Origin of the sequence: Psychrobacter sp. PL15 (assembly GCF_035984995.1) — a bacterium.
Classification (GTDB): Bacteria; Pseudomonadota; Gammaproteobacteria; order Pseudomonadales; family Moraxellaceae; genus Psychrobacter.
On record NZ_JAXCIB010000005.1, the window covers coordinates 194,954 to 213,108 of the forward strand.

An 18,155-nucleotide genomic window follows, 5' to 3' on the forward strand; every position below is an offset into this window, starting at 1 on the left:
CAAATTATTCACGAGCTGTTTGTGGCATTGGCAGGGCGCGGGCAAGTTCATGTGCGACTTGTTGCGCCGCTTTTTGTATATCAGTATCGGTTAATGGCAAGTTTTGTAGCGTTAAATGCCAGTCATCCACTTCGCGGCGTAAACTGGCTATCCAAATGGCGCTACAGCCGTGTGGCAGCTGCTTCAGAGACACTTCAAAAGCGCGGTTGCCTTCATCATCACTAAGATGCATTTCACCACTATCAACTGCTCTGAATGGTTGACCGTAGTACGAGCTGGCTATCAAGCCAATGTGGTTAATGTGTGCTGGAATTTTATTTAGATACAAGCGAATTTGCTCTTGATCTAGCGGCGCATGATACAGTGCTTGTTCGCCGCGATCTTTGCCGTCTAGGCTATCCCCTTGATGCCTTACTGTTTCACTTTTATCGCGCAACTGCTTGAACCATACTATATCGTTTATGGTGCACTTGTCATCATATAGCACGCAAGCCAAATCAAGATCAATCGTTCCTTGATTTTGTTTGAAACGCTTCATCATACCTTTCGGGTCAGTCTTGGTAAATTTATAATTTAAACTAAAAAATAAAGTATCGGCTGTCAAGCCAAGCGCAGCCAAACTGCCTGAAATGAGCGGTGGTGACGTAGGCGATGATGGGGTAGCGGTCGACATAATATTCCTTTTGGATGCTTAATTTTTATTTTTAAGGGGCTGTTGTCACTGGCTTATATACATTGTTTCTTGACGCTGCCTATAAATAAGGGGCTATAACGGCTATTCAACATCTAAGTCTAATACGACTTGATAAAGTAGCGATGGTTTGGCATCTAATAGTCCTTTACCGAAACCGCGTAGCCACCACACTAACTGAGAGTTCAAGTTAACTGTCGTATTTATCGTGAGGGTGTCATCGTCATTCATGATCACTGTTTGGTCGTCGCTGAGCTTACTTTCAGTAAGGCTCTTACCGGCTTTTTTGGTAAATGTCAGCTCGATCGCCGTATTTTTGCCGTGATCGGGTAGCTGACTGAGTAAGGGGTGGGTAAAGCCCATACCACCGGCATCCAAGTAGCTGTCTAAATGAAAGTTATCAGGGGTCTGTGCGGTACTATCAAGTATCTCAACACTGGCAAATCGATGTAAGGCAAAGGTACGAATGATAGCATCTGGGTCATCGGTGCGGGTCGCCAGCAGATAAATAATGACCCCGCGTTGAATGATGGCAATGGGGTTTAATACATACTCACCGGCTTGCGATTTGTTACTGCGGGTATAGCAGGCTTTGATTTGTAACTGATAAAATAGGGCATGGTAAATATTATCTTTACTGTCCAAATCGATATGTGGCGCAATTAAAGGTTGGGTAGCCGGTTCAATACGTACTCTGTCAATCCATGAATGAGTCACCTTGCTATTTTTGAGTTGTCGCCGCGCCAAATCGAACCACGGAAACAGTTCCCCTAAAATAGCAGGGGGCAGCAGTTGGGTCAGATTGGCTTCGACCATGTTAAAGGCAACCGCTTGTGATAGGTTCATATGCGGTAAACTCTGCAAAGGTGCGTCTTCTTCCCAGCGCCAGCCCTGCGGATTGGCATTATTCTTTTCGATAGGAAAGCGTTTGGCTAAAGCGTTTAAGTCTCTTTGCACAGTGCGTAAGCTGATGTCAAAGCCTGCTAAGCTCAGCTGCTCATATACATGGGTAGTGCCCACCCAACGATTACGCTGTAGCTGCGACAGTACTTGCCACTGACGCGCAGTGGTTGCAGCCCCGTGTCGACTATCAGCTATATCTTCAGAGACGTTATTAGCCGAAACTGGCAGGGTATCAGTTTGCGGCTCACTAGCAGGCTGTCGAACCTTGAGGCTATCGGCGTCAGTATTCTGTACAGTCATTAAGAGATAACCTTTATAAAGTTAATCTTATACCAATACCCAAAAAATAAGCTAACGCTGTCAAATTTGTTAAGCCTACTCGTTGTAGAGCCTGCATTCGATTTTTGCGTTATCCTCGATTTCTGAACATGGTATTAGTATCGAATAGGATCTTTCTGTTAAGATTTTTGCCTTTATATCTTTCTAACTATAGTTAAAATACCTTAAAAACGCGACGGTACTGCTGGTATAAGTTTTTTGCAGCCTCTGTCTGCGTAGGCACAGCAAGCAAGAAAAACGTATGCCAGCAGTATATTATGTATCGATATTACTTTTCATTGACTATAGTAGTCTTTTGTTTATCATCGCAGAAAATAGGGGTAGCGTCTAGGAAGATTACACGCGCTTTGACTATTACTTCAGACTAACGACTGGGTTGATATGGTCGTTAGTCTAAAATCAACGTTCGTTCAAAACGAAAATAACATGTAGATGTTACCAGTATTTGGAACAAGGCTTTTTACTCAAATTTTTGAATGTCTTGTCTATGAACCTTTGCAGGCGGGTTCATTCATTGTTGCCGAATCTACCTCAGTCATGACCTCATCGCCATAGGACATAACGTTAAACTGCTTTTAGACGTTGTCGTCTGCTAGCTCATCCTGGTTATTATCTGTGTCTTTTCTATCTTGTTCTTTCTTCCTCTTAGCCTCTTTTTTCTGCTTTTTAGCTTTGCGCTTGTTCTTAGCTTTTGTCTTAGATTTTTTGTCTTCTGCATCATCAGAGGTATCCTGATTGTCATCCCATAGCATTAGGCGGCTTAAGACCTTGCCAAATAAAGTTTCTTTGCGATAGCGCTTCTTTTTATTCATGCTATCGATAGGCAGTCCAGTCATCAGAGTCAAAGCTTCACTAAGGGTGTGCACGCCATAAATATGGAATTGTTCGTTTTCAACGGCGTTAATAATATCATCACGCAGCATTAACTGCTTAACATTGGCCATTGGAATGACCACACCCTGCTGTCCGGTCAATTTTTGCTCTCGGCAGGCATCAAAGAAGCCCGCAATTTTGGCATTAATACCGCCGACCGCCTGTACTTCGCCCAGCTGATTCATAGAACCAGTAATCGCCAACGCTTGATTGATTGGTACATTTGCTAGAGCTGATAATAACGCACAAGCTTCACTAACAGTGGCACTATCACCATCAATATGGGCATAACTCTGCTCAAATGCTAAGGAGGCGCTAAAGTTTAATGCGTGATGCTGGCTAAACAGAGCCCGCAAATAGCTGGTCATAATCAGCATGCCTTTAGCATGCAAACTGCCCCCTAAATCGACATCACGTTCAATATCTAGGATGTCACCAGCACCGATGTTAGGTTGAATAACCGCTGTTAAACGGGCAGGCATACCAAATTCACTATCGGCATAGCTGACCACGGTCAAGGCGTTAACTTGTCCAACGGCTTGACCCTGGGTGTTAATGAGCTGTTGACCATTTTTGAGCTCATCCCAATAAAGATCGCGCAAGTATCCTGAGCGCTCATCCATATCAGCAATGGCCTGGGTAACATGACTGGCATCGACGATATCTTGATTATCAAGGCGGGCGTGGCGATTGGATTCGTGTAACAGGGCAATTAAGCGATCACTATGTAGACTCAAGCGTTCTTGGTCTTCAGCTTGCAAACTTAGATGTTCGAGTAAAGCAGCTTGGGCGCTACTATCGAAAGGATAGAGCTTGGCATAACTGATAATGTCGGCCATTTTAGCCACCAGTGCTAACTCATGTTCACGCGTGCGGGGAACGTCGTCATGAAAATCAGCGCGTACCTTAAAGACGGCATCAAACTCTGGCTCTAGCTCTAATAACTCATAGTATAAATCGGCTTCCCCTAATAAAACCACTTTAATATTAAGGTCGATAGGCGTAGGCGCTAACGACAAGCTGCCGGTCAAGGTGAGCATTTGCTCAAGGCTGGATAGTTTTATTTTGCGTGATTGTAGGGCGCGTTTTAGTCCTTGCCAGGCATAAGGATGTTCGAGCAGATGACTGGCTTCTAATAAAAGATAACCGCCATTAGCACGATGTAATGCGCCGGCACGAATCATGCTGACATCGGTGGTAACCGTACCAAGTTGGGTGATTTGCTCGACATGACCCAATAGATTTAGATGGGTTGGCAAGTCTTCAAAAATGACTGGCGCACCACTGCCAGGCGTATGACTGACTATAACGTTGACCGCATAACGGCTAGGAGTCGTTGCCAATACCGCAGCCACAAATTCCTCATCATCGCCATTTACGATACGTTCGACATGAGTGACCATATCAGTAAACAGTACTTCCAAATAATTGATGACTGAGGGTAACGTAACAAATTGCTCACGAATAGGCAGGAACAAAGGCTGTAGTGCACGGCGGGCAATATTACGATGCAGCGCTTCTATAGCATCATTGGCATCATCTTCTAATTGCTCTAATTCGATGGTCAGCTGATTAAGACGCTTTTGCATGTGGTTCTTTTTTGCAAAGTTATTTAAATCATTCTTGTGATCAGTATGGGCATCTGCATCGGTGTCACGGTCGGTCTTTGAGTCTGAAGTTATATCTGAGGCCAAGCTTTGGTTACTGTTCTTGTTTGACTGAATCTTGTTTGACCGAACATCCGATCCAAGAGCTAAGTCAGAGTCAGCAATATCTTCAACCTCTTTCTTATCCTTAACTGTTTTGTCGCCATCCTCTGTTAACAGTTGGCTGGGATGTACAAATATAGCTTTATTATCATAGGGACGAAAGGTAAGCGCTAAGTCATACTGCTTACCCTCAGCGTTTAGCGCATCGTAAGCGCAACTTTCCTTTTGATCAGTATCATTTTTAATTATTTCTATTTTGCTTTGGTAATGGTCACTGCGAAAGCGTTGGGTTAAGCGCTTTTTGGCCTGTTGCCATAAGTTATTGACGTGCTGTTGCAGCAGTGTCGCTTGTCCAGCAGGCAAATGCAGGGCCACTGGAGTCCGTGGGTCAGTGAAATTATGTACGTAGACCCAATCATTAGGCGTCGGTGCGTTTGCAGCAATATGCTGTAGTAGGCGGCTAATGACCGTACGTTTGCCCAGCCCGTCTTCACCAGCGGCAAACACATGATAACCGCTAGCGTCGATATCTAATGCGGTTTGCAAGGCTTTGAGCGCGCGCTGTTGACCAAAGCCAATATCTAGTAAGGGAGCATTGCGCGTATCTGTAGGCAGGTCCCGAATATTGCTATAGCGTTTGAGCTGCTCAGCCCTTATCAGACAGCGCTGATTCACTGCTGTAAATATAGGGTCAGGGGCAACAGGCAGTGTTGCTTGAGACTCAGTTACGTCAGCAGTGGACGCCACTGGGTCTTTAGAATTATCTGGGTTGTGAGTCATATCTTCTAGGCTTTGAGTCATAATAGTGTTTGGCTGTTCGGTCAGCTTTGCGTTCATAGGCAGATGATTGATCATCAAGGATTTCATGCATAACAAATAGAATGAATAAATGGTATTAAATTATTGATAGTAAAGTGAAAAAGTCAAGACAAGCCATTTATGGTTAGCTATGGCTCGTAGTAATAAACAATAAACATCGTACTTAAAAAGGTTATGTCGTCACATCAAATACATTATCAATTGTTGTTTATAGTTATAAATTTAGTGCGACAAAAGACGAATAAGTCATTAATGGCTTCGAAGATAGTATAAGATGGCGGACATTGGCGCAATCTGCAACTATTCAACACGCAGCCCTCATGATAAAATAAACGGTTCACATGCCAAAACGGGATAACTTGTTTTATGTCAGCATCCGCTAAGCCTTCTGTCAACTCTACAAGTAGCACGCCTTTTTCTAACATTGACCCCACTGGCTTTGTTAAACTTGGCGCACAGTTACCGATGCTCGCTGACATATTAGCGCAGGCAACAACTGCATTGGCATTGTCGCTCGATAATAGTCAGCAACGCACGCTATTATTATACTTGGATAAGCTTTTATTATGGAATAAAGCGTATAATCTGACCGCTATTACCGACCCAGTAGAAGCGCTTACTAAGCACATTATCGATTGCTTGGCCATTATAGCGCATTTACCGCCAGGAACTTTGTTAGATATCGGTACGGGTGCCGGACTACCAGCGGTGATTATTGCCATTTGTCAGCCTGAACGTCAGTGCACCGCTTTAGATAGTAATCAAAAAAAGATTCGCTTTATTAAACAGATTAGTAGTGAGCTTGGCTTGACCAATGTGCAACCGATTGCGGCTCGGATTGAAGCGCATGACGCTCAATATGACGTGGTCACATCCAGAGCTTTTGCCAGCTTGATAGATTTTGTAGCAGCAGCAAATCCGCGCCTAGCCAATAATGGCCGTCTATGTGCCATGAAAGGTAAAGCGCCTACTACTGAAGAGCTTAACATGTTAGATAAAGAGTGGCAGATTAATACTATTAAATTGGATGTGCCACGGTTGCATGACAGTCGGCATCTGATTGAATTATCGCTAAAAAATGTCTAAGCTATCTGTCTATGAGCGCCCTAGTTTATGAGCACACTAGTGTTATCTATGACCATATTAGTGGCTATAAAACCAGTACCACTGGTTAATGGCCTATAACAATAAGCGGCGAGCGTCACATTAATTAAATTGAGTGAGTGTATGGAAATCATAGCAATTGCGAATCAAAAAGGCGGCGTTGGCAAAACCACGACGGCGGTCAACTTGACTGCCAGTTTGGCCGCCAAGCGCAAGCGGGTACTGCTGATTGACTTAGACCCACAGGGTAATGCCACTAGTGGTACTGGCCTTGATAAGAACGACCTTGAGTTAACGATTACTGACGTGTTACTTGATGGCACGTCTTTGCAAGAGGCTATTATCAAAAGCCCGGCAGGCTTTGATGTGATTGGTGCCAATCGTGAGCTGGCAGGTATGGATATTACCTTGATGGGTCAAACCAATAGCCACGAGCTATTAAAGACTGCGATGGCTGAATTAGTAGCGGATCAAATTAATGATCAAAAAAAGCCTTACGATTATATTATTATGGACTGTGCACCCAGTTTAAACTTATTGACTATCAATGCTTTAGTCGCTACTGACGGGGTTATTATTCCGATGCAGTGTGAGTATTATGCGCTAGAAGGTCTTGCTGACTTGTCACAAACGATTGAGCGGTTAACGGAGCTGAATCCTAAGCTTTATATTCGCGGAGTGGTTAGAACCTTATTTGACGCGCGCAATACCTTGGCCAATGATGTATCTGCTGAGCTTGATGCACACTTTGGCGACATAATGTACAAGATTCATATCCCAAGAAATATACGTTTGGCTGAAGCACCGGCCCATGGTATGCCAGTACTGGCGTTTGAAAAAAGCTCAAAAGGTGCGCAAGCCTATCAAAAGCTCGCTGCTGAAGTTATTAAGCAAAGCCGCTAGTAGAGTAGTTGTAGCTATTAGTGCACTAATAATAGCGGTCTGAAAATTTACTAAACTGTTTAAGTGTTATTTTTTATATTCATTAATCATTATAGTTATCAATAAGCACTTATTAATAATCATTGGGCTTTTATTTTAGCGTTAGAGGATAGGTAATCATGGCGAAGAAAAGAGGGTTGGCTGCCAATCGAGGCTTAGATGCCCTATTGGGGTCAATCAAAAAAGAAAAGCAAATTACCGCCTCTGCCTTACAAGATGACACGGTTGTAAGTAATAGTATCGTTGTAAGTGACGATACGGCTATAAGTGACGATACGGTTATAAGTGATGATACAGTTATAAGTGATGATACGGTGCTGAATACAGTCTCAAACTTAGCTTCAGAAGCAACATCAGAAGCAAGTAAACTAGCTAAAACTAGCCGTGCAAAAGCTCGTGAAAAATCAGCTATTGCTATAGAAGAGGCTAACAACAAGAGCAATCGTACGCCACGCCCAGCACGAAATAGTAGTAGGATGCGTAACAGCGTTACCGATAACAGTGCGGCTGACGACCAAATTAGTTTAGTACAAATAGATGTTAATCGGTTGCAAGCCGGTAAATACCAGCCACGTCGTGATATGAGCGAGACCGCGCTTGCAGAGTTGGCCTCTTCTATTGAACAGCACGGCGTCATGCAACCTATCGTTATTCGTCCGTTACTGGCAAATGAAGACAAAAGTGCTGCGGTGGTTACTCATGAGATTATCGCTGGTGAGCGCCGCTGGCGTGCCGCAAAAATGGCTGGTAAAACAGTTATCCCAGCGATTGAACGTGCGTTATCCGATGAGCTGGCCATTGCGCTGGCATTAATCGAGAATATTCAACGTGAAGACTTATCTGTGATTGAGCAGGCTGCCGCATTACAGCGGTTTCATACTGAATTTGGTATGAGTCATGCCATGATTGCTGAAGTGGTGGGCAAAGCGCGTACGACGGTATCGAATTTATTAAGATTGAACCAGTTACATGACACGGTCAAAGACCACCTAGCAAATAGTGCGCTCGATATGGGTCATGCACGTACGTTACTGGCACTATCCTCCGAGCAACAACCCATCATTGCCCAAAAGATAATCGATGGTGGTATGACGGTACGAGAAGCCGAAAAGTTGGTTAAATCAATCTTAAACCCTGCGCCCAAAATAAACCGTACAGAACAGGTGCAGAGTCATGATGCTGAGCGCTTAACTCAGCGTCTGACGGATGCGTTAGGGGCTGAGGTCAAGCTCAAACATAAAAAAGACGGTCAAGGTAGTGTCGAAATATTTTTCCACAGTCAAGATGAGTTTGCCAGCTTGATTAAATATTTAGAAGCACAAAATTGATACTGTTTCAAAGGTTTATATCGTCACGCTGTCAGTGTGAAAAATTCATAGATTTACACCCAAATTGAGGCTTTTATGAGCCAAGCTTTTCAGTCTGACTCTAAAAAAAATACGGCTAAAAAAATATCAGCGTTGCCATCAACTACGCCCAAGCACAAGACATTACTGCGCCTATTAAGCTACCTTAAACCCTATTGGTGGGCGTTATTACTGACGGTGGTCGGTTTTAGTATTAACGCTGCAACAGAGATTTGGATTGCTAAGTTACTGCAATATATTACTGATGCCATTAACCAAAACGACCAAAGTAAACAAGATTTATTTCCATTTATTATTATTGCGCTATTTTTCGTGCGCGGTGTGGGCAGCTTTTTGGGTAACTACTATACTGCCTTGGTATCGCGGAATCTGGTTTATGAGCTGCGGGTGCAAGTGTTTAACAAGTTGCTGCGCTTACCGAGTTCATTCTATCTAGCCAATCCAGCAGGCACGATATCTTCTAAGCTTATTTTTGATGTGGAGCAGGTGACTGCTGCTAGTACTGACTCTTTGAAGACCCTGTTGCGTGATGGTCTAACGGTTTTAGCTTTGATGGGCTTTTTACTTTATAGCAATTGGCGTTTGACCTTAATTCTGTTTTTAGTGTTACCGCCAATATTATGGCTGATTCGTATTGCCTCCAGGCGCTATCTCAAACTATCAAAGGGCATCCAAGAAACTATGGGTGATGTCAGTCACATTACTAACGAAGTGATTGGCGGCTATCAGGTGGTCAAAAATTATGGCGGGCAAGCTTATGAAGCGAAGCGTTTTGACGCGACTTCAAAAAAGAACCTACGCCAAGGCATGAAGGTAGTCGTTACTAACAGCATTAATACGCCAGCGGTACAGCTATTGATGGCGATAGCAATGGCCGTAGTCGTGTGGCTTGCGCTACGTCCTGCGGTCATTGATAACATCTCAGCGGGTGAGTTTATCTCTTATATCGCGGCGGCGGGTTTGCTCAGTAAGCCGGTGCGCTCGTTGACCGATGTCAATCAAAAATTGCAAAAAGGTATTGCTGCTGGTGAGTCTATATTTGCGCTCATCGATGAGCCTGAAGAAGAGGATACAGGGAAGCTTAATCCTGCCCTATCAGGCGCGATTCATTTGGAGAATGTCAGCTTGGTCTACCCAGACTCGACTGTGGCCTTACAAGACTTTAACTTAGATATACGGGCAGGCGAAACCGTCGCATTGGTTGGTCGTAGCGGTGCCGGTAAGTCGTCTTTAGTGAACTTACTAACGCGCACCCTGACGACTTCTTCAGGGCAAATTACGATGGACGGTATGCCGATTGAGGACATTACTTTAGAGAGTTTGCGTTCGCAGATTGCGATGGTCAATCAGCAAGTGGTACTGTTTAATACCACCGTATTTAATAATATTGCTTATGGTAGCTTAGCGCAAAAAACACAGGCTGAAGTTGAGCTTGCAGCTAAAGATGCCTTTGCTCATGACTTCATTATGAAAATGCCGCACGGCTATCAGAGTGAGATTGGCGCGGAAGGTCTTCAGTTATCTGGTGGACAGCGTCAGCGTTTATCTATCGCTCGTGCTCTTCTAAAAGACGCGCCCATTTTAATCTTAGATGAGGCCACCAGCGCGCTTGATAATGAGTCTGAATATTTCATCCAGCAAGCCCTCGATAATGTCATGAAAAATCGCACGACCTTAGTCATTGCTCATCGCTTAACCACTATTGAATCCGCCGACCGCATTGCAGTGATGAATGGCGGCCAGATTGTTGAGATTGGTACGCATAGCGAACTGATACAAAAGCAAGGTCATTACGCGCAAATGTATGAAAGAGATTTTGAGTAGCTTTTTGCTTTTGATAAAACGATTGAATAGCGAGTTATTAAAGGACCGTTAAGTAATAAATAGTCTTTTAAACGTCAGATAATTCAAAAGCTGCTAAGTAAAGATGCGTGGTAAAATTTCTAATAAATGACAGTACGATAATCCATGATTAAGCAATGATAGGTGAAGTGGTAGCCCATGAGCATTGAAACGACAATGACCCGTGCATGGCAACGTCAAGCTGCTTGGTTATGGCTATTGCTGCCTTTTAGCTGGCTATATGGTTTGATAATGATGTTGCGGCGTCAAGCCTACAAAACGGGGTTATTTTCCAGCTATCGTGCGCCCACTGCTGTGATGGTAATCGGAAATATTACGGTCGGTGGCAGTGGTAAAACGCCACTAATTATAGCTTTGGTCAGTTATTTACAGCAGCACGGGGTAAAGGTCGGGGTCATCAGTCGCGGCTATGGTGGTGATAGTAGCAAAATGCCAGCATTAGTCACTGCAGATAGTGTACCTAGTGAAGTTGGTGATGAACCCTGCTTGATTGTTAATATGACCGGCGCGGCGATGGCGGTATGCCCCGATCGTAAGCAAGCGATTACTATGCTATTAGCTGCGTACCCTGATTTACAGCTGATAATAGCGGATGATGGCTTACAGCATTATGCGTTGCAACGAGATATTGAATGGATTGTGGTAGATACGGCACGCGGTTTTGGTAATCAGCAGCTGCTACCGACAGGATTTTTACGGGAACCAATGTCGCGGCTAAAAAATGCTAATGTGATCTATCATGAAAAAACCAATAGCACAGTAACGCCTGCCAATCAAAAATATGGCCATCAATACCATCATCAATCTTTAAGTACGCGTTTAACCATGCAGTTACAGCCAGATAGCTTACAACTTTTATGGCAACCTTTATTATCTAATGTTCAGGTGAATAACGAACTAAGTGATAGCAAGGTATTAACTGATAGGATAGTGTCAATTGATAAATCAGCACCGAATGATATCGTAGCACCAACTAAAGGCAGTCAAGTCCATGCGGTTAGCGGTATTGGCTATCCGCAGCGGTTTTTTGATACGCTCAACACGCTTGGCTTTGACGTTATCCCGCACCCTTATCCTGATCATTATGATTTTAGCCTTGCTGAGCTGTTGCAATATACCCAGCAGCCAATCATTGTCACTAGCAAAGATGCGGTAAAAATAAAGACCCTACTAATAAATGAATTATCGTTGGAAGCCAAAACTAAGCAAGCGCTCAACGATGATTACAAAGAACTAATAAGCAGGCTATGGGTATTGCCAGTGACAGCGGTGTTATCTGATGGTTGCTATCATGAACTACATCAGCAATTAACGACTTTGGGTATTCACATTGAGAGTGATAAAGAGAGCACAATAAGCACGACCTAGAATTTTGTATAAGTTCTTAATATGAGCTATTTGTATGACTTATTATAGGAATTAATCATGTCGTCAGCCGTAACATCAGTAACGCCCGCCAAAACTCATATTGTCATTCCTGCGCGTTTTAAAAGCACACGTCTACCTGGCAAGCCGCTATTGCACATTCACGGTAAGCCCATGATACTTTGGGTAGCTGAAAAAGCGCAAGCGGCGCATTTTGCTGACGATATGTGTATTGCTACTGATGATCAGCGTATCGCCGAAATCTGTATAGCGGCAGGTTACGAGGTAGTAATGACTAGCGCTAATCACGTATCAGGTACAGATCGTTTGGCTGAAGTCGCTGCGATCAAAGGCTGGGCCGCTCAGGATGTTGTTATTAATATGCAAGGCGATGAGCCATTAGTGCCACCACTGCTATTAGAGCAGGTCAAAACATTGCTGCTACAAGATAGCGATAGCGTTATGGCGACTTTATATGAGCCTATTGACGATTATTATACTTTTATGCGTCCATCGGTAGTGAAAGTAGTCAGCCAAACTCATGGTAATCAACAGCGCGCGCTGTATTTTAGCCGTGCGCCTATTCCTTGCGATCGCGATGTCGCACTGGCTGTGGACAGCAATGAACAAAAACCAGCCATAGCAGATCTATCACAATTGCCACCACCCAAGCATGCTTATCGCCATTTAGGGCTATATGCTTATCGGGTTAGTTTGTTACAACAATTTATCCATTGGTCGCAAACGCCACTTGAGATTCTCGAAAGTTTAGAGCAACTACGAATTTTAGAGAATGGGGGTAGTATCGCGATCGCTGCCGCTGCCCATCGGTTACCGGCAGGGGTCGATACCCAAGAAGATTTGGACCGCTTAAATGCCATGAGCTTAACTGAGTTTCAAAGTGATATACGATAAAATAGCCTAAGTAGAATAATTTAAAATCTGAATGAAATCTTAAATGAGAATCTAAAAAATTAAACTTATTAAGTGGCGTATTACATTATGGGTCAGTAGGTGTGAATGATATGACAGACACAACCAGCATGACAGACAGTATATATTTCGCGCCTCTATTACCGTGGCAGCAAACCTTGTGGACCCAACTTACTAGCCGAGTGTTAGTGCCGCAGCAGTCCCTTCCGCATGCGCTACTGGCTGCTGGTATGCAAGGCATGGGCAAGCGTGCGTTTGTTTGGCGCTTGGTAGCATGGTTATTATGCCGCGAGCGTCACAGTCATCCACTGGGTGCTTGCGGCGCTTGTGAAAGCTGTCAATGGCTTAGATCCGGTACTCATCCCAGCTTGCAAGTATTGCCCATTATCACTATGCCGGTTAGTGTTGAAAGCGCCAACAGTCGGGAAGCTTCAAGCAGTCCCGCTAAAAGTAGCAAATCAAACAAAAAATCGACCAAAACAGCAAGCAATACGGCACTGACGATAAAAATTGACGACATCCGTGCCTTACACCCTTTTATCTATCAAGGCGGGCGGGGGATGCGAATTTGTGTATTAGATCATGCGGAGCAAATGACTATTGCTGCTGCTAACGCATTGCTCAAGACCTTAGAAGAGCCACAAGCGCAAGTCCATCTGTTTCTTATTAGTGATACCCCAGCACAGCTACTGCCAACCATCAAAAGCCGTGTCCAGCAGCTGGCATTACAGAGCATTGATCCCGCTATCACGTTGGATTATGTCACCCACGCATTGGGCAGTACCGTCAATCGTGAAGCGGTTGGCCCGGCAGCGATTGAGCAGCTATTACAATTAGCAAATGGTGCGCCTTTAGCGGCAATAGAGTTAGCTCGGGCCAACTGGTATAGCAAACGTGCGTTATGGCTAACCACCTGGCAGGCGCTGCGTAGCGGCAAACGTAGTAGTATGGCAGCGAGCGATTATTGGCAAGGCCAGCTCAATATAGTTGAATTTACCAAGCTATCTGAGCTAATGCTACTTGACATTCGGCGTGTTGGTCTTGGACTCAACGCGGTGCAAAAAGACCTTAATTTGTCAGAAGCACTAATGCATTATCAACCCTCTGATAGTGCATTAGAAACCTTAGCAAACAGCTTACAACAAACGAAAATGGCCCTACAGCAAAATGTACAAGAAAAATTTGGTTATGATAAGCTGATGCAGGATTTGGCACTTTTATAGCGTCGCTTTTATGGCTTGTGCCTTATAAGCTAGCAAGGTAAAAGTCAAATGATCGTTTTATAGTATTAGCCCAAATTTCGTTTACCACGTATTTAGAAACGCCTTTAATCTATCTAGGGAGCTGATTATGGCAATGCCAGGACGTGGCGGGATTCTTACCTGTCATATTGAAGACATCGCAACGTTATATGCCAGTTATTTATCTTTTGTAAATAATGGGGCCTTGTTTGTTCATTCCAACCGCATTCAGCAATTGGGCGATGAAGTGTTCATTGCCGTTACTCTGCCGAATTCCAGTGAACGCTTACCGATGAATGGCAAGGTGGTCTGGATCAACCATAAGGCTCAAGCCAATCGCCCAGCAGGTTTTGCCGTACAGATGGGCACTGATGTGGCGGGCCAAAGAATAAAAAATGAAGTTGAGCGTTTATTGGTTGGTAAGATTGATGGCGTGCAGGCCACTTATACCATGTAGCTTAGTTATTAAATAGCTTAGTCATTAACTGGCTTTGTTATTAACTGGCTTTGCTATAAGTTACGTAATACAGCCTCATCGGTAAACAGTGTCATTGCTATAGCAAATATGATTAATAACGCGGTGGCACATACATATCGTCCGGAATAGGTTCGCGATAGTATTCATCATCGCGTTTGCGATCAGGCAATTCTACTTCTTCGCGTGGCACTTCGTTATAAGGTATTTGTTCTAGTAGATGAGCGATACAATTTAGCCGAGCCCGTTTTTTGTTGTTGCCTTCCACTACCCACCATGGCGCTTCTGGGATATGAGTGCGCTCAAACATGGTCTCTTTGGCCTTAGTATAATCTTCCCAGCGTCGTCGTGATTGCAAGTCCATCGCCGAGAGTTTCCACTGTTTTAGCGGATCATGAATCCTACTCATAAAGCGCGAATGCTGCTCATCATCGGTGATCGAAAACCAATATTTTACCAAGCGAATACCTGAACGCACTAGCATGCGCTCAAACTCAGGAACCGATTGAAAAAACTCCTCGTACTGGGCATCGGTACAAAACCCCATTACTCGCTCAACGCCAACGCGGTTGTACCAGCTGCGATCAAACAACACAATCTCGCCAGCTGCTGGCAAGTGCGCCACATAGCGTTGAAAATACCACTGCGACTGCTCGCGCTCTGTTGGTGCAGGTAGAGCCGCCACTCTACAGACCCGCGGGTTCAGTCGTTGAGTAATGCGTTTGATGGCGCCGCCTTTACCGGCAGAATCGCGCCCTTCAAATATCACTACGATACGTTCACCGCGGTCAACCACCCAATCTTGTAATTTAATCAGCTCACGTTGTAAGCGTACCAGCTCTTGGAAATACGTACGACGATCAAGCCTTTCTTGCTTGGTCATTTCACGGCCATCAAAACGAAAATCGCGGACATAGTCATCGATTTCGTTCTCAAGCTCTTCATCGTATGAATCTATTAAATCCTGATGCATTTTATGGCGCATCTTATCATTAAAAACCTCTTTGTCTATCCGTTCAACGATCTTGCTTTTCTCGGATACGCTTAGCTCATTAGGTTGCTGCTGTGGTAGAGATTTAGGGTCAATCTCTGAAGGTATCTTGGTCATAATCAACTCCTCTTAAATCAGATCAGCATTGTTTATTATGTATGCTTGTGACTTACTTTAGCACACTTAGTATTGTGCCTAAAAATAGGCGACGCTTTATTGATCGGTATTTATTTTATTTTTCAATGATAGCCACCTTAATGAATAACCCCAATTAATAGCCAAAAAAACACCGTCTAACCAGGTGATTAAACGGTGTTTACAGTCAGCAAGTATAAGTCAGATCAGTAAGATTAAAATAACTTGCTGTCTCTAATATTACTTCTCTAAGATACAAGTCACACCTTGACCACCAGCAGCGCAAATAGAGATAAGCGCACGGCCTGAGCCTTTTTGATCCAGTAATTTAGCAGCAGTGGCTAAAATACGAGCGCCGGTTGCGGCAAAAGGATGTCCAGCAGCCAGTGACGAACCATTCACGTTCAGCTTGCTACGGTCAATAGATCCTAATGGGGTATCTAATCCCAAGCGCTCTTGGCAGAAGCTGTCATCTTCCCAAGCGCTAAGGGTTGATAGTACTTGTGAGGCAAAAGCTTCATGAATCTCATAAAAATCGAAGTCTTGTAAGCTAAGGCCGGCACGATCAAGCATGCGTGGTACGGCGTAAGCTGGCGCCATAAGCAAACCTTCTCTGTCACCCGCTTTACCAATGAAATCAACGGCAGCCGTTTCCTGATGGACGATATAAGCAAGCGCTTTAAGGCCATGCGCTGCAGCCCATTCGTCATTAGCCAATAGTACACAAGAGGCACCATCGGTCAATGGAGTAGAGTTGGCAGCAGTCATAGTAGGGTTGGCATTCTTTTTGCCAAAGGCGGGCTTGAGTTTACCCAGTTTTTCAAGGGTAGAATCTGGACGTAAGTTATTATCGCGAGTCAACCCTTTGTATGGCGTGATCAAATCATCAAAGAAGCCTTCATCATAGGCACGCGCTAAATTTTTATGGCTATTAAAGGCCAGCTCATCTTGTGCTTCACGACTGATATTCCACTCAAGGGTCGTGATTGCTTGATGGTCGCCCATTGATAAACCGGTACGTGGTTCGCCGTTTTGCGGTGCGTCAATCAAATCTTTTGGATTCAGACCCATTAATGCCTGTAGGCGTTGCTTGTTATTTTTAGCAGCACCCAATTTAATCATCACTTTACGTAGGCCGTCACCGATCGCGATGGGCGCATCTGAAGTGGTGTCAACGCCGCCGGTGATAGCCGAATCAATAATACCTAGGGCGATTTTATTGGCAGAAGCAAACGTCGCCTGTAGACCGGTACCGCAAGCTTGTGAGATGTCATAAGAAGGGGTATGCGGGTCTAGTGCGGTATTCAGTACGGTTTCACGGGTTAGGTTAATATCACGGCTTAGCTTCATCACTGCACCAGCAACCACTTCGCCCATTTTTTCATCTTGCAAATTATAACGTTCAATCAGACCGTTAAGAGCAGCAGTCAACATATCAATATTGCTGGCATCAGCATACGGGCCGTTTGAGCGGGCAAATGGGATACGGTTGCCACCTAAGACAGCCACGCGATGCTGACCGGCGCTTAATTTTGTATTACTGGCTTTTTTAGTAGCAGTCTGCGTTTTTTTATCAGCATCGTCAGATTTTTTACCAGTACTTTTTTTATCACTGCTGTCTTTCGCAGGGCTTTTATCTTTCTCAACGGCTTTTTCTTTTTTGGCATCAGCTGCTTTAGGGTCAGATACCTTTTCTGCTGATTTATTACTTTCATCATCATCCTTTTTAGCCGATTTTTTGGTAGTATTGGTTTCAGCAGTGCCATTAGAATTGTTCACATCGTAAGCATTGTCTTGTTCTTTAGCTGTGGCGTCTTTATTGGCAGTCGCCGCTTTTGAGTTGGCAGTCGTATCAAAAGCATCAACCTCATTAGCTTCATTGGCTATATCTTCTTTAATTTTCGCTTTTTTCTCAGCTTGCTCCTGATTGGAGCTGTTATCTACAGGGTGGCCTTTAGCATCAATGACATCAGTCGCTTCTTTAAGCTCAGCGATTGAATCATAATGAGCGTCATTATTGTCATTACTTTTGGCACTGGTAGTGCTGTGATTATTATCCGTTGCTTTATCAGTGCCTTTGACGACGGTGCTGTTAATAATAGGGCTACTGTTTTTATCGCTCATAATATTATCCTTAAAAGTTGGGTTAAAAAAAGATGAAAAGTAAACATCAAAAAGTAATGTCAGATAAAAAAACCAATTAACTGTAAAATATGTCTTGAATGAATAGTATCTAAATAATATCTTATTTCGTATAACGTCGCTGCTTATGATAATGCGTTTTTACTGCATTATTGTAGGTCTTTGGCAAACCAAGTAACGGTCACTAAACGCTAAGTAAATTTCAAAAAGGCGATAAGTATTACCTATATGATAGTCTATATGTGTTGTTGACACAGCATAGC

Annotated in this window: 13 protein-coding genes; 8 read left to right on the top strand and 5 right to left on the bottom strand. The window is 43.9% G+C overall.

Translation table 11 applies throughout. From position 1 onward, the window contains the following. Nucleotides 1-4: 4 nt before the first annotated feature. The 3 genes from RCH20_RS06390 to RCH20_RS06400 form a co-directional block, all read right to left on the bottom strand. Nucleotides 5-673: a TerD family protein gene (locus RCH20_RS06390; RefSeq protein ID WP_209957875.1), complete on the bottom strand. Its 669-nt coding sequence runs from the start codon at nt 671-673 to the stop codon at nt 5-7. A 102-nt stretch (nt 674-775) separates the two neighbouring features. Beyond that, a complete protein-coding gene (locus RCH20_RS06395) occupies nt 776-1,894 on the bottom strand; it encodes a helix-turn-helix transcriptional regulator (protein WP_327192980.1) in 1,119 nt (372 codons plus the stop codon). A gap of 614 nt (nt 1,895-2,508) precedes the next feature. After that, nucleotides 2,509-5,352, bottom strand: a complete 2,844-nt coding sequence (locus RCH20_RS06400) for an ATP-binding protein (RefSeq protein ID WP_327192981.1) — start codon at nt 5,350-5,352, stop codon at nt 2,509-2,511. Nucleotides 5,353-5,700: 348 nt separating this feature from the next. On the opposite strand from RCH20_RS06400, the gene rsmG reads away from it, so the two are divergent. The 8 genes from rsmG (at nt 5,701) to RCH20_RS06440 (ending at nt 14,606) form a co-directional block, all read left to right on the top strand. Continuing rightward, on the top strand, nt 5,701-6,420 hold the full coding sequence (gene rsmG / locus RCH20_RS06405) for a 16S rRNA (guanine(527)-N(7))-methyltransferase RsmG (RefSeq protein ID WP_327192982.1): 720 nt from the start codon (nt 5,701-5,703) through the stop codon (nt 6,418-6,420). Between the two features lie 141 nt (nt 6,421-6,561). Next, on the top strand, nt 6,562-7,341 hold the full coding sequence (locus RCH20_RS06410; RefSeq protein ID WP_327192983.1) for a ParA family protein: 780 nt from the start codon (nt 6,562-6,564) through the stop codon (nt 7,339-7,341). A 158-nt stretch (nt 7,342-7,499) separates the two neighbouring features. Next, a complete protein-coding gene (locus RCH20_RS06415; RefSeq protein WP_327192984.1) occupies nt 7,500-8,708 on the top strand; it encodes a ParB/RepB/Spo0J family partition protein in 1,209 nt (402 codons plus the stop codon). A 75-nt stretch (nt 8,709-8,783) separates the two neighbouring features. Beyond that, nucleotides 8,784-10,571 carry a lipid A export permease/ATP-binding protein MsbA gene (gene msbA / locus RCH20_RS06420; protein WP_327192985.1) on the top strand — a complete coding sequence of 596 codons (1,788 nt, stop codon included), beginning with the start codon at nt 8,784-8,786 and terminating at the stop codon, nt 10,569-10,571. A gap of 177 nt (nt 10,572-10,748) precedes the next feature. Beyond that, nucleotides 10,749-11,978: a tetraacyldisaccharide 4'-kinase gene (lpxK, locus tag RCH20_RS06425; RefSeq protein WP_327192986.1), complete on the top strand. Its 1,230-nt coding sequence runs from the start codon at nt 10,749-10,751 to the stop codon at nt 11,976-11,978. Between the two features lie 57 nt (nt 11,979-12,035). Then, nucleotides 12,036-12,890 (top strand): 3-deoxy-manno-octulosonate cytidylyltransferase, encoded by an 855-nt coding sequence (gene kdsB, locus RCH20_RS06430; protein ID WP_327192987.1) that lies wholly within the window; start codon nt 12,036-12,038, stop codon nt 12,888-12,890. Nucleotides 12,891-13,000: 110 nt separating this feature from the next. After that, nucleotides 13,001-14,131 (top strand): DNA polymerase III subunit delta', encoded by a 1,131-nt coding sequence (locus RCH20_RS06435; RefSeq protein ID WP_327192988.1) that lies wholly within the window; start codon nt 13,001-13,003, stop codon nt 14,129-14,131. A 127-nt stretch (nt 14,132-14,258) separates the two neighbouring features. Beyond that, nucleotides 14,259-14,606, top strand: a complete 348-nt coding sequence (locus RCH20_RS06440; protein ID WP_327192989.1) for a PilZ domain-containing protein — start codon at nt 14,259-14,261, stop codon at nt 14,604-14,606. A gap of 112 nt (nt 14,607-14,718) precedes the next feature. On the opposite strand, the gene ppk2 is transcribed toward RCH20_RS06440, so the two are convergent. After that, the gene (gene ppk2, locus RCH20_RS06445) at nt 14,719-15,732 is read right to left on the bottom strand and encodes a polyphosphate kinase 2 (RefSeq protein WP_327192990.1); all 1,014 of its coding nucleotides are present in this window, start codon (nt 15,730-15,732) and stop codon (nt 14,719-14,721) included. Between the two features lie 258 nt (nt 15,733-15,990). Beyond that, nucleotides 15,991-17,529: an acetyl-CoA C-acetyltransferase gene (locus tag RCH20_RS06450; protein ID WP_442793110.1), complete on the bottom strand. Its 1,539-nt coding sequence runs from the start codon at nt 17,527-17,529 to the stop codon at nt 15,991-15,993. Between the last annotated feature and the right edge of the window lie 626 nt (nt 17,530-18,155).

Bases quoted from the DNA above. Each gene is read 5' to 3' on its own strand.
- rsmG (WP_327192982.1), top strand. From the start codon at position 5,701: ATGTCAGCATCCGCTAAGCCTTCTGTCAACTCTACAAGTAGCACGCCT.
- ppk2 (WP_327192990.1), bottom strand. From the start codon at position 15,732: ATGACCAAGATACCTTCAGAGATTGACCCTAAATCTCTACCACAGCAG.
- RCH20_RS06415 (WP_327192984.1), top strand. From the start codon at position 7,500: ATGGCGAAGAAAAGAGGGTTGGCTGCCAATCGAGGCTTAGATGCCCTA.
- RCH20_RS06390 (WP_209957875.1), bottom strand. From the start codon at position 673: ATGTCGACCGCTACCCCATCATCGCCTACGTCACCACCGCTCATTTCA.
- RCH20_RS06395 (WP_327192980.1), bottom strand. From the start codon at position 1,894: ATGACTGTACAGAATACTGACGCCGATAGCCTCAAGGTTCGACAGCCT.
- RCH20_RS06400 (WP_327192981.1), bottom strand. From the start codon at position 5,352: ATGAACGCAAAGCTGACCGAACAGCCAAACACTATTATGACTCAAAGC.
- msbA (WP_327192985.1), top strand. From the start codon at position 8,784: ATGAGCCAAGCTTTTCAGTCTGACTCTAAAAAAAATACGGCTAAAAAA.
- RCH20_RS06435 (WP_327192988.1), top strand. From the start codon at position 13,001: ATGACAGACACAACCAGCATGACAGACAGTATATATTTCGCGCCTCTA.
- RCH20_RS06440 (WP_327192989.1), top strand. From the start codon at position 14,259: ATGGCAATGCCAGGACGTGGCGGGATTCTTACCTGTCATATTGAAGAC.
- RCH20_RS06410 (WP_327192983.1), top strand. From the start codon at position 6,562: ATGGAAATCATAGCAATTGCGAATCAAAAAGGCGGCGTTGGCAAAACC.
- kdsB (WP_327192987.1), top strand. From the start codon at position 12,036: ATGTCGTCAGCCGTAACATCAGTAACGCCCGCCAAAACTCATATTGTC.
- lpxK (WP_327192986.1), top strand. From the start codon at position 10,749: ATGAGCATTGAAACGACAATGACCCGTGCATGGCAACGTCAAGCTGCT.